This window comes from Ruegeria sp. BA2 (assembly GCF_056539605.1).
Genome location: NZ_JBQFVE010000024.1, coordinates 18,484 through 29,970, shown reverse-complemented (window position 1 = coordinate 29,970; position 11,487 = coordinate 18,484). Strand labels below are relative to the sequence as shown.

Annotated in this window: 10 protein-coding genes; 9 read left to right on the top strand and 1 reads right to left on the bottom strand. The window is 54.3% G+C overall.

Annotated features, from left to right (window positions below):
• Nucleotides 1-529: 529 nt before the first annotated feature.
• From ACR0NN_RS24715 to ACR0NN_RS24695, 5 genes are all read left to right on the top strand, one after another.
• Nucleotides 530-3,730, top strand: a complete 3,201-nt coding sequence (locus tag ACR0NN_RS24715) for an endonuclease/exonuclease/phosphatase family protein (protein WP_480685812.1) — start codon at nucleotides 530-532, stop codon at nucleotides 3,728-3,730.
• Between the two features lie 670 nt (nucleotides 3,731-4,400).
• Nucleotides 4,401-5,606: an urea ABC transporter substrate-binding protein gene (locus ACR0NN_RS24710; protein WP_480685810.1), complete on the top strand. Its 1,206-nt coding sequence runs from the start codon at nucleotides 4,401-4,403 to the stop codon at nucleotides 5,604-5,606.
• Nucleotides 5,607-5,662: 56 nt separating this feature from the next.
• Nucleotides 5,663-6,529: a branched-chain amino acid ABC transporter permease gene (locus tag ACR0NN_RS24705; RefSeq protein ID WP_480685808.1), complete on the top strand. Its 867-nt coding sequence runs from the start codon at nucleotides 5,663-5,665 to the stop codon at nucleotides 6,527-6,529.
• A 12-nt stretch (nucleotides 6,530-6,541) separates the two neighbouring features.
• Nucleotides 6,542-7,177, top strand: coding sequence for an ABC transporter permease subunit (locus ACR0NN_RS24700; RefSeq protein WP_480685806.1), 636 nt, complete (start codon nucleotides 6,542-6,544; stop codon nucleotides 7,175-7,177).
• A gap of 438 nt (nucleotides 7,178-7,615) precedes the next feature.
• A complete protein-coding gene (locus ACR0NN_RS24695) occupies nucleotides 7,616-8,515 on the top strand; it encodes a LysR substrate-binding domain-containing protein (protein WP_170727477.1) in 900 nt (299 codons plus the stop codon).
• 18 nt (nucleotides 8,516-8,533) lie between these two features.
• Here the strand turns inward: ACR0NN_RS24695 and ACR0NN_RS24690 are convergent, their stop codons facing one another.
• On the bottom strand, nucleotides 8,534-8,992 hold the full coding sequence (locus ACR0NN_RS24690; RefSeq protein WP_170727456.1) for an Lrp/AsnC family transcriptional regulator: 459 nt from the start codon (nucleotides 8,990-8,992) through the stop codon (nucleotides 8,534-8,536).
• A gap of 123 nt (nucleotides 8,993-9,115) precedes the next feature.
• On the opposite strand from ACR0NN_RS24690, the gene ACR0NN_RS24685 reads away from it, so the two are divergent.
• From ACR0NN_RS24685 to ACR0NN_RS24670, 4 genes are all read left to right on the top strand, one after another.
• On the top strand, nucleotides 9,116-9,955 hold the full coding sequence (locus ACR0NN_RS24685) for a PhzF family phenazine biosynthesis protein (RefSeq protein ID WP_170727453.1): 840 nt from the start codon (nucleotides 9,116-9,118) through the stop codon (nucleotides 9,953-9,955).
• Nucleotides 9,952-10,329, top strand: a complete 378-nt coding sequence (locus ACR0NN_RS24680) for a nuclear transport factor 2 family protein (protein ID WP_170727451.1) — start codon at nucleotides 9,952-9,954, stop codon at nucleotides 10,327-10,329. Before ACR0NN_RS24685 ends, ACR0NN_RS24680 begins: the two co-directional genes overlap by 4 nt.
• A gap of 108 nt (nucleotides 10,330-10,437) precedes the next feature.
• The gene (locus tag ACR0NN_RS24675) at nucleotides 10,438-10,836 is read left to right on the top strand and encodes a RidA family protein (protein ID WP_170727449.1); all 399 of its coding nucleotides are present in this window, start codon (nucleotides 10,438-10,440) and stop codon (nucleotides 10,834-10,836) included.
• A gap of 12 nt (nucleotides 10,837-10,848) precedes the next feature.
• Complete coding sequence (locus ACR0NN_RS24670) at nucleotides 10,849-11,445, top strand: LysE family translocator (RefSeq protein ID WP_170727444.1); 597 nt, start codon at nucleotides 10,849-10,851, stop codon at nucleotides 11,443-11,445.
• The last annotated feature ends 42 nt before the right edge of the window (nucleotides 11,446-11,487 follow it).

The window sequence follows — 11,487 nt, the reverse complement described above, 5'->3', positions numbered from 1 at the left end:
GCTGGCGCTTTCAAAGGCCTTGCAGCTTTCGACACTTGACCTGAGCCGTTCATATAAGTCCGCGAAGTGCTAGTTGGACGACCATCGGATTTCGCGTCTGCAGCGAAAGTCCGGTCTGACGGGCCGCGCGGCAGCGATGGCGGGATGTGGTGAAGGGCAGCTTAGGGCCGTTAGCACATTTGAGCGTCTAGTTTGGGCGACTATTTTCATTTCTATCGCAATCAATGCGCGAAACTTGGTGAACAGCCTGGGTTGTGGTTGCAGCCATGTTGATGACCAATTCTTGGCGCATAAGAAATGAAATCCAACCAAAAAACGATTGCACTTGAAACTGTTTAAGCACAGCGATTTTCTCCAGTGACTTTTTTGAGCAACGGCCTGACGAACACCTAGCGGCAAAGCTCCGCCGTAATGGTCGATTGCACACAACTTTTTAACTAAAGCTTCTGACGTGAGCTACCTTGGGTTGTGTTGCGGCGAGTCTCGCGTAGACCGCTGCCTTTTTTCTTATCTATGAAGAGGGACTGACATGACGACCGTTTTAGCTGCTGGCGATATTGCGTTTACCGGGTTCAATTCTGACAATCCTGATGAGTTCACTTTCGTTGCCCTGACCGACATCGAAGCCGGGACTGAGATCAGATTTACTGACAATGGCTGGCTCGCAGCGGGCGGTTTTCGCAGTACTGAGGGTGTCTTTATTTGGACGGCACCTGCAAACGTCGCGGCGGGAACCGTAATTAATCCAGCTTTCTCGGGACCATCTTTTTCGGCAAGCGGGGATCAGATACATGCCTATCAGGGGGACGAAACCGCTCCTTCTTTTGTAGCGTCGATTCATTTCAACGGCACTGGTTATGAAGCTGACGCAACGTCTTCAAACACGTCGGCCCTGCCGACGGGTCTGACTGTGGGCACCAGCGCTGTGGCTATTCCCGAGACTGACAACGGTGTCTACAGTGGTCCGCTTACCGGCACCAAGGCCGAGCTACAGGCAGCCATCAACAACTCGGCAAACTGGGTGACCGATAATTCACGGATCGATGATATCGAACCGGCGAGTTTCACGGTCACGGATGCCACGCCTTCGCCCTCAGTTATCATCAACGAATTGGATCTTGCCGCCGACGAAGGGGGCATGGCGGATACATACGAAGTCACATTGTCTGTCGCACCTACGCAACCGGTGACAATCGCCATCGCGGTTGGCGCTGATCTGGATGTTGTCCCAGCCGAGCTTGTGTTCGATGCGACCAATTTCGATCAGCCGCAGCAAGTTGCAGTGACTGCGGTTGATGACGATTTGCCAGAGGCGGCCGAGATCGCGGAAATAGAGCACTCTGTCACATCCGATGACCCGGCATATGACGGCATCCTCGCCCCTGTGGTCGAAGCGTCGATCTCGGCCAGCGACATCGAAATCGTGGCGATCTACGAGATCCAAGGCGCGAGTCATGTGTCTGATTTTGTTCTGGACGAAGGGCAGACCGTTGCCGAGTTTTTTGAGACCCTCCCCGCCGGCACATCGAACGTTTTTGGCGACTTGGTTTCGACAAGCGGCATTGTCACGGCGGTGGATTCCAACGGGTTTTATTTGCAGGACCCGGATGGTGACGGTGATGATGCCACCTCCGACGCGATATTCGTGTTCACCGGTTCCAGCCCGACTGTCTCGGTCGGAGAAGCCGTTTCAGTGGTTGGAACAGTTGCCGAGTTTTTCCCAGGCGGTACAGGCAGCGGAAACTTGTCGACCACGCAGCTGACGAATGTGTTCGATCTTGAAGTCCAGTCTTCGGGCAACGCCCTGCCAGATGCAGTTCTGATCGGCAACGATCCGGGTGAACGGGCAGTTCCGAACCAGAGCATCGACGATGATGCTTTTGCCTCATTCGAACCCACTCAGGACGGCATCGACTTCTTCGAAAGCCTCGAAGGCATGCGCGTGACGGCGACCGATCTGCAAGCCGTCAGCGGAACCAGCCGGTTTGGCGAGATCTTTGCCGTTACCGATCAGGGGAGCGGTGCCACCGGTCTTTCCGAGCGCGGCACGCTGAATATCTCACCGGACGACTTTAACCCCGAAAAAATCCAGATCGACGAAGACAGCGGGATTTTCGACTTTGACTTCCCGACGGTAAACGTTGGTGATCTTCTCGGCGACGTAACAGGCGTGGTTGGATACAGTTTCGGAAACTTCGAAATCCTGCCGACCGAGGATTTTACCCCGAACATCCAATCCGCCGGATTGGAACCGGAATCGACCGACCTTGCCGGATCGGCCAATGAACTGACAATTGCTACATACAATGTGCTGAACCTTGATCCGAATGATGACGACGGCGATCAGGATGTCGCCGATGGCCGGTTCGACGCCGTTGCCGCGCAGATCACCAACAACCTGGGCAGCCCTGACATCATTGGTCTGCAAGAGGTGCAAGACAGTTCCGGGTCGGTCAATGACGGAACCGTTTCGGCAGCCGAAACCCTGGCGGAACTGGCGGCAGCGATCGTTGCGGCGGGTGGTCCGGCTTATGAGGTAATCGACAACACGTTTATCGGTGATGGAACCTCGGGCGGTCAGCCTGGCGGCAATATCCGCACGGCTTTCCTTTATAACCCTGACCGTGTGGCCTTGGTTGAGGATTCGGTGCAGACGATTAGTGGTCAAGGTCCGGGCGAAGCGTTTGAGGGTGCGCGCCTGCCGCTTGTCGCTGATTTTGTCTTCAACGGTGAGACCGTCACGGTGGTCAACAACCACTTCTCCTCGAAAGGCGGATCAGCGCCCATTCTGGGAACCGAACAAGATTTCACCACGCGGCAGGAAGATGTCACGGTGAATGGCAGTTTGGATGAACGTCAGGCTCAGAGCCAGGCGGTGCAGGACTTTGTCAACGGTCTTGGTGCTGGGGCCAATGCGGTGGTTTTGGGTGACTTCAACGAGTTCGAATTTGTTTCGCCTGTGGCCGATCTTGAAAACAACACCAGCCTCGTCAACCTGACAAACGATATCCCGGAAGACGAGCGCTATACGTTTGAGTTTCAGGGAAACAGCCAGTCCTTGGATCATATTTTGGTTTCCGAGGGTTTGTATTCCGGCGCGTTGGTGGACATTGTCCATGTCAATTCGGAGTTTGCCGCAACCAGCGCACGTGCATCGGATCATGACCCGATGTTGACAAGCCTGTTTCTGCCCGACACACAGACACTGGCGGTCGAGTTCGAGGCGGGTCGGTGGTTCAGAACCAACGCCTTTGAGAGCATTGATGGCGAAGTTGTTGATGTCGACCGGCTTGGTCCCGTGCGCAAAAGTCTTCAGTTTTCGGATGTTGGTATCAAGGTGGATGCGATTGACCCGACCAATTTCGAGCTTGTCGCCATTAAGAACGGCGCGATTGGTGTCTACTCATTTGATGATCCGATCTTCGGACGCGAAGCCAAATCAGTTGACGGGGACGAAAGCTTGAGGATCGCGCTGGAGGACGCGGACCTTGAGGCGGTGGAGTTCATCTTCAGCTTCGGCGAAAGTCATGGCAACGGCGAGATGGAGGTTGCGTTCTACGATGATGGAGAGCTTGTGGGAACGCTGATCGCGGACGCCGCCGACGGTGATTTCCAAGGTTCGTTGGGCCGCACGAGTTTTGACGCGGTGGAGCTGACTGCAAGCGGCGACACTATGTTTACGGTCGATGAATTTGCCTTTGACGTGATTGATCACAACCTGATCGCGTAGCGTGAAGTATCACGAGCTGTTTTTGCACTACGAAAACTGCAGCTTCGACAGGCCGCATCGCTGTATTGCGATGCGGCCTAAACGGTGTGTTGTTGGCTTCTGCAGCGCAAGAGAATTCTGTCACTGCGATGGGCTATTGGCGAAATCATGTGTTCGGCCTGTTAGTCTCCAAGTTTCGAAGGTCAGGATGGTATACATTTTTTTTGAGTTCGCCTGTCTTGCGATTTCTCTCTAGCATCGAATGGCTGCTTCGATGGGCCGCGCTGCAGCATCACCGGTAGCGGCTGGATGTCTCCTTTGGGCCGTCTGGGCGATCAGCTGACGGCGGGGTAGGGTCCTGTGCTGCAACGTCACTGAGGTCCGGAATGAGCCCAAAGCTACGGATGCTGCGAAGGAAACGAACGTCCACTTCTTGAGTGATGATTCGATTCTTTGCGACCCTGTAGTCATAAAATCTGCCTGTATTTTTGGGTGCGAACGCTTCCGATTAGGAAACTCTTGACAATGGCAACCTTGAACGTTTTGCTAATGGCCGTGCGACGATGCACATAAAATCACCAAGCGACTCGGCTGGACGTTGACGCCCATTTGGGTCGCTTTTTGATTCCTAACACCAAGCTTCTCGCATTGATCAGCGTTCAGACTGACTCATATCAGGGAGCTTACTCTTATGAAAAATCTTCTAGGCACAGTCAGCCTTGTGTCCGCTATGACGCTGACTTCCACTGCCGCTTTGGCCGAGGTTAAGGTCGGAGCGATCTTTGACCTTACAGGTGGCCTGAACATCTACGGCATTCAGCAGGACAATGCACTTGATCTGGCGATTGCAAGTGTCAACGCAGCGGGTGGCGTCAACGGAGAAGAGGTCGTGGTCGTCGGCTACGATGCTCAGTCCGAACTTTCGAAGTATACGCAATTCGCGCAAACGGCGGTTCTGAGAGATGGCATCGCTGCGATGTTCGCGGGTTTGACAAGTTCTTCCCGTGAGGCGATCCGTCCGATCTTCCGCGAGGCAAACATCCCCTATTTCTATTCCTCGCTCTATGAAGGCGGCGCGTGTGACAAGCAGACCTTCGTGACAGGTTCTTCTGCCTCTCAGCAACTTAGCGTTTTGATGGAATGGGCGGTCGAGAACTACGGTCCCCGTATCTACATCATGGCCCCCGACTACAACTTCGGCACCATCTCCGGCCACTGGGTCCACGAGTATGCCAAGCAGCTGGGCGCTGAGGTCGTGGGCGAGGATTATCTGGCGCTGTCCGTAACAGACTACGCACCGACCATTCAGAAAATTCAGGCGTCCAATCCTGACCTTGTCGTCGCTCTGCCTGTTGGCGCAGCACAGACCGGTTTTCTTGAACAGTTCGCCGCGGCAGGTCTGAAGGACAGCATCGGCGTTGTTTCCACCAACTACGGCTCAGGTAACCAGCAAGTCGTGGTCTCGCCTCAAGCTGGTGAGGGTCTCGTTTCTGCCATGGGCTACTTCCCTTCGGTTGAGAGCGATGCCAACGCTGAATTCCTGGCCGCCTGGGAAGTAGCCTACGGGACCGATACGCCGGTTGTTGCTGGCGCGGTCGATGTCTGGAATGCGGTTCACCTCTGGGCCGCAGCCGCAAACAAGGCTGGCACGACCGACGCGGACGAGGTGATTGCTGCACTGGAAAGCGGCGTGACGTTCGAAGCTCCGAATGGCACTGTGACGCTTGAGCCTGGGTCGCATCACCTGCGTCAGGACATTTACATTGCTCGTGGCGATGCCAACAACGGCTTTGAGATCATCGCAACATTCGAAGATTCCGAACCGACCTACGAGAACGAAGTCTGCAACCTCATCGACAATCCCGATGCGGCTGAGCACTTCACGCCCGAAGGTTAACCAATACAATTGTCGATGCGCCCCGGCGTGGGGCGCATCACCTCTGGGAGGATGCTATGGAACTCGATTTCCTAGCGACGGTTCTGCTGTCGTCATTATCCAGCGCGTCAATTCTGTTGATTGCAACACTTGGCTTGGCCGTCGTCTACGGCCTCATGGGTGTTATCAACCTCGCGCATGGTGAATTTCTTATGGTTGGTGCCTATTCGGCTCTGACGGCAACTCAGATTGGCTTGCCCTATCCTTTGGCCATACCTTTCGCGGTTGCCATGACAATGCTGATTGGCGCAACTGTCGAGTTGCTTATCATCCGCAAACTCTACGGACGGATATACGATACGATGCTAGCCACTTGGGGGCTGGGCATGGTGTTCAACCAGGCCGCAGTTCTTATCTTTGGTACCGTGTCGCCCGGCATCGGTATGCCGCAATGGAACTTCCAGCTCGGTGACTACAGCCTTGCGGTCTATCCCATAGCGATGATCTTCGTCGCGGCAGTCATGCTGGCTTTCGTCTATTTCCTGATGACGCACACCGTCTACGGCATGAAGGCGCGGGCCTCGATCCAAGAGCCGCAGATGGCCCAAGCGATCGGGATCGACTCTTCCCGTGTGAACACGATGACGTTTGCCATCGGTTGCGGTTTGGCCGGATTTGCCGGCGCGATCCTGTTGCCGATCATCCCTGCGACACCGTCCATGGGTTTGTTCTTTGCTGTAAAAGGTTTCCTGACGGTCGTAGTGGCTGGGCCCGTGGCCCTGACTGGTAGTGCAATCACTGCGCTCGGCCTAGGCGGTGGTGCATCTGTTACTGCCAGCTTCATGACATCAGTGGTCGGCGATGTCTTTTTCTTCCTCATGACCGCCCTTCTGCTTTGGCTCTACCCCTTGGGCATTTCCGCCAAGTGGCGTCGCAAATTGTAAGGGGCGCCTAAAATGTTTGAAAAACTTCACAGTAATGCCGGACTGATCTTCCCGCTCATCGTAGCTGGCGCTGCCCTGGCTTTTTCCGGCGCGCTTGATCCCTATCTCGCCTTCGTGGCCACCTCTTGGGTGATCTTTGGCCTGCTGGGCCTCAGCCTTGATGTCATTTGGGGTCGAGGCGGCTTGCTAAGCCTGGCACAGACTGCCTTCTACGGGTTGGGTGGCTACCTCGGCGCCGTGATCGCGATTAATTTCGCTCCATCGCTGGGTCTGTCTTTACTTTGGGCGCTGCCATCCGCTGCTGTCTTTGGCGCACTCATTGCCGCAGCGCTTGGTTACCTGATCTTCTTCTCGCGTATGGGGGAGCTTCAAAGCACGATCCTTTCCTACACTTTCACGCTCTTGCTTTGGTCGGTCACACAGACGTTCAAGATTGACATCGGTGCGGCCGTCATCGGGGGTGACAACGGTTTGTCCAACATCCCCGGAATCATCCTGGGAGTTGGCGAGGAGGCGAAAAAGCTCAAGCCAAACGCGGCCTTTGCCTGCGTCGTTTTTATTAGCGCCGTCGTCTACTTCTTCACACGCTGGCTGATGCGCAGCGACTTGACGATCAAATCCCCTCTGCTTCAACATGAAGGCAAATGACTGCCGGGTCAGTTGCATTGGGACTGTGTAGTCCGAAAACGCGCTGTTCATTGCCTGGCGCAAATCCTCGAGTGAGACCCGTTCAGCCGATACGATCTTTGGGTTCATAAACTGTCCAATTGTAAGAAGTTGAAACAACCACTCCAACTTAGCAACGCTTTCGCACTACCAGGATGATCTTTGAAAGTAACACCTTTCCGGTGGCGCTGGGTAATCCATGCCAATGTCCCTTTTCATGTGGCCAGACCAGTGTTGAAACTCACCTAAGTGAACGGTTTTTTTCCCGCGGGTTGCATTAAGTCGATTCAGAAAGCTTTGAAAGTACGTCAGCAGTTTCATATGGTTCTCACATTCATAGAATTGATGACTGCCATACGTTTGGCTGGTTTAAGGGCTGCAAAACAAACAAAAAAGCACTCAACAGCATAAGGAGTTTAAATGGCTTCGCGAGGTGACCTTCCGCCATTAGCTGCAATTCGGGTTTTCGAGGAGGCCGCGAGGTGCAAAAACTTCACGGTTGCGGCAGACAAGCTTGGGATGACCCAGGCTGCTGTCAGCTATCAGATAAAGATCCTTGAGGAGCGGGTCGGCGCACCACTTTTCCGCCGCGAGGCACGCGGAGTATCCCTGACAAATATTGGAGCTGGTTTCGCAGAAAAGGCGACCGAGGCGCTCAACGTTCTGAGTGACGCATTTGCCGAGGCCAAAGGCGTTTCTCAGGAAACGCTTGCAATCAGTGCCATTCCAACATTTGCCACCAATTTCCTGGCACAGCACCTGGGAGGGTTTCAGGTGGAAAATCCCAATATTGCGGTGCGGGTGGAAGTGAGTGAAACCCTGACAGATTTTGTCTCCACCGGTTTCGACGTCGCCATTCGCGGTGGCAAAGGCAACTGGCGTGGACTTTCGAGCCATTTACTAATCCAAACCCGTTTTACCCCAATGCTGAGCAAGGATCTGGCTGAAAGCATAGGCGGCGTTCATGATCCCAAGGACCTAATGCGTCTTCACATTCTGTCGCCGTCTGATCCCTGGTGGAACCGTTGGCTTGCAGAGGCGGGATTGGAGAGGCCGGAACTGTCAGACGAAATCCGCCAACATTTCGGCCCGCAGGTATTGGAAGCCAACGCCGCCATGTCAGGTCAGGGTGTCGGAATGCTGACCCCTGCATTTTTTAAAGATGAGCTTACAAGCGGGCGGTTGATCCAACCTTTCGATCTGACTTGTGAAGATGGATCAGGCTATTGGCTTGTCTACCCCGAGAGCCACCGCAATTCGCAAAAGATACGGCGATTCAGGAAATGGCTGGAAGCAAAGACCAAGGAGTGGCGATCCTAGACATCCAACAAGCAGCGCCTAGGTTTCAGATTGTTCGAGGGGAGGCAATCTGTGCTCGAAGATTGATGACTTAACGATGGACGTGTTGGTCTCGGCCCGGTCGTGGAAGGGCAGAAGGATATCGTCGAGTTCGCTGATCTCTTTCAAAAGTAACCGCGCGACATAACAATCGTCGCCAGTGACCCTGTCACATGACATAAAGCGAGGCTGCTCCTCGATCATCTTCTCTACAATGTGAAGCTGCCCACTTCTTGGTTTGATCCTGACCAGAGCCTGGATTGTATACCCAAAACGTCTCAAATCGATCCGGGTACCAAAGCCCGTGACGTATCCGCTTTCCTGAAGGTGGCGCAGGCGTTCTCCGACGGCGGGGCCGGAAAGACCTACGTTCTTTCCAATGTCTGCGAGGCTGATACGGCCATAGGTGTCGAGAAGCTCTACGATTCGGCAGTCTGTTTGATCCAGTTCTTTCGACATGAAGGAAGTTTAGGAAACTGGGCAGTTATGTGAAAGCAAATTTTCAACTTGCCCTTCATCAGTGCTGGGACATTGCCCGAGTCTTTCCGATAGTTTGCCGCGAGCAGAACTAAGGAGAGAAAGATGGATATCCAGCGTATTGCGGCATTTAGCCAAGGAGCGGAAGGTGGAAATCCGGCAGGTGTGGTACTGTTGGGAAGCGACGCCAGTGTCGTGGAAATGGCCCGGGTCGCGGCTGAGGTCGGATATTCAGAGACTGCGTTTGCCGTACCACAGGATGGCGGGAAAAAGAGTTGGCGCGTTCGTTACTTCTCTCCTGAATCTGAAGTTCCATTCTGTGGCCATGCAACAATTGCCTTGGGCGCCGCGCTCGGGCGACATAGTGGGGCTGGCACCTATTCCCTAGCCCTGAATGACGCCACCATCACAGTGGACACAAACACGACACCTGACGGCATAGTGGCCACTTTGTCGTCACCTCCGACCAAAAGCCGCGCACTGACAGACGCAGAAACGCGCGATATCCTAGTGCTGTTTGATCTGACGGTGGATGACCTTGATCCACGCCTAGCCCCGGCTCATATCCATGGTGGTGCGGATCATGTTGTACTTCCACTAAAATGTCGGACCCGATTGGCTGGAATGACATATGATCTCGACAGGGGACGTCAGGTGATGCGCAAATATAGTTTGGTCACTGTGATGCTTGTCTTCATTGAAGCCGATCAGACATTCATTGCGCGCAATGCATTCGCTTCGGGGGGTGTTCTGGAAGACCCGGCAACGGGCGCAGCGGCGGCGGCCTTTGCAGGGTACCTGCGTGATAGCAACTGGCCACATGGGGGTGAATTCACGATCCGCCAGGGTGAAGACATGGGCAGCCCATCCTTGATCCATGTGTCGTTGGATGATGTTAAAGGTAACTCGGTATTGGTATCCGGCACTGCGCGAGACATAGTATGAGCAACCTTCCCGAAGTAATTGCAGCCTACATCGCGGCCTACAACCAGATGGATGTGGCCGGCATGATCGCTTGCCTTTCTGACGACGTGGTGTTTCGAAACATAGTCGACGGAGACGTCACGGTTGAAACGTCAGGAAAACAAGCCTTTTCCGATTTGGCCTCTGCCGGCGTGCAAGCGTTCAAAACTCGTCATCAAGTGGTGACAAAAATGATAACGGTCGGAACCGTCACCTTGGTTGAGATCGACTATTCAGCGGTTGTTTCGGCTGATTTGTCCAACGGCTGGAAAGCAGGGCAGCAGCTTCGATTCCGAGGTGCATCTGCGTTTCGCGTCGAAGACGGTCGGATCGTCAGTATTACCGATCAGAGCTGAACGAGCCAAAACAACCATTGATGCCTGGCCCTGATGTTTTGTTGGCGCTGATTTCGACTAGGTCCAAGTTTTCGGCGGCAACACTACGAACACGCAAAAGGAAATCAGATGATTAACCGATTGGCTCCGGCCTCGCTGCGCGCTGTACCGGAACAGTATCAAGGTATCTATGTGCACGGCACCCAGATCACTGCTCCGCAGTCGTTTTTATTTTTGTCAGGGCAAATCGGCGTCTCTCCGGATGGCAAAACCTATACGGGATTCGAGCAGCAATGCCATCAGGCGATGGACAATGTTGAGGCACTTCTCAAAGACGCTGATCTGGATACGTCCAACATTCTACGCGTTGTTTACTACGTGACCGACGCGGCTTTCCTGCCCGTGCTATCCAAACTGCGTCAGGCCCGTTGGAGCCAAGGACATCCGCCAGCGGTGACGACTCTGGTCGTTGCTGCTCTTGCAGCGCCAAATCTTCTCGTCGAAATCGAAGTTACTGCGGCCCGTTGACCTGGATGACACATGCCGGATCAGATTTGGGCTCTTATACTCTTTGCGCTGATCGCCACGGGCTCTCCCGGTGGGGCAACAGCGCTTGCAACAGCTTCTGGCGCGCGGTTTGGCTATCGGCAAAGCCTGCCTTTGATTTTGGGGATCGCCCTTTCACTCGCGCTGCTGGTGGCGGTGTCCGGAACCAGTCTTGCGGCCACGCTGCAATCTACGCCTTTTCTGAGTTCTGCTATCAAAGCAATCGGGTCAGCGTACCTTGTTTGGCTGGCACTGAAAATTGGATTGGCCGGATCACCTTCGGCCACGCGCTTAAGCGAGGCACAACCCATGAGTTTCCTCGTCGGGGCGGCGCTGTTGCTTGTCAATCCAAAGGCTTGGGCGATGGCGGCGGGAGTCGCTTCATCTTTCTCCAACTTGGTCTCATATCCCTTTTTGCTTGGCAGCATTCTTGCCGCTGTGTTTTTGGCGTGCGCTTGTGTTTCCCTGTCGCTTTGGGTTTTGGCAGGAGGGTTCATCGCAAATTTACTGCGTACTGACCGTCATTGGCACATCTTCAATGGAGCAATGGCGACACTCCTATTGGTTTCGATCCTACAACTTTGGATTTAAGGGAAATGAGTTCACAGCTTTAGCGGGCCGCACTGTCGTAGG

What these genes read in the sequence shown, in the direction of transcription:
- ACR0NN_RS24675 (WP_170727449.1), top strand. Translation starts at nt 10,438, where the DNA reads ATGATTAACCGATTGGCTCCGGCCTCGCTGCGCGCTGTACCGGAACAG.
- ACR0NN_RS24700 (WP_480685806.1), top strand. Translation starts at nt 6,542, where the DNA reads ATGTTTGAAAAACTTCACAGTAATGCCGGACTGATCTTCCCGCTCATC.
- ACR0NN_RS24715 (WP_480685812.1), top strand. Translation starts at nt 530, where the DNA reads ATGACGACCGTTTTAGCTGCTGGCGATATTGCGTTTACCGGGTTCAAT.
- ACR0NN_RS24680 (WP_170727451.1), top strand. Translation starts at nt 9,952, where the DNA reads ATGAGCAACCTTCCCGAAGTAATTGCAGCCTACATCGCGGCCTACAAC.
- ACR0NN_RS24670 (WP_170727444.1), top strand. Translation starts at nt 10,849, where the DNA reads ATGCCGGATCAGATTTGGGCTCTTATACTCTTTGCGCTGATCGCCACG.
- ACR0NN_RS24695 (WP_170727477.1), top strand. Translation starts at nt 7,616, where the DNA reads ATGGCTTCGCGAGGTGACCTTCCGCCATTAGCTGCAATTCGGGTTTTC.
- ACR0NN_RS24685 (WP_170727453.1), top strand. Translation starts at nt 9,116, where the DNA reads ATGGATATCCAGCGTATTGCGGCATTTAGCCAAGGAGCGGAAGGTGGA.
- ACR0NN_RS24705 (WP_480685808.1), top strand. Translation starts at nt 5,663, where the DNA reads ATGGAACTCGATTTCCTAGCGACGGTTCTGCTGTCGTCATTATCCAGC.
- ACR0NN_RS24690 (WP_170727456.1), bottom strand. Translation starts at nt 8,992, where the DNA reads ATGTCGAAAGAACTGGATCAAACAGACTGCCGAATCGTAGAGCTTCTC.
- ACR0NN_RS24710 (WP_480685810.1), top strand. Translation starts at nt 4,401, where the DNA reads ATGAAAAATCTTCTAGGCACAGTCAGCCTTGTGTCCGCTATGACGCTG.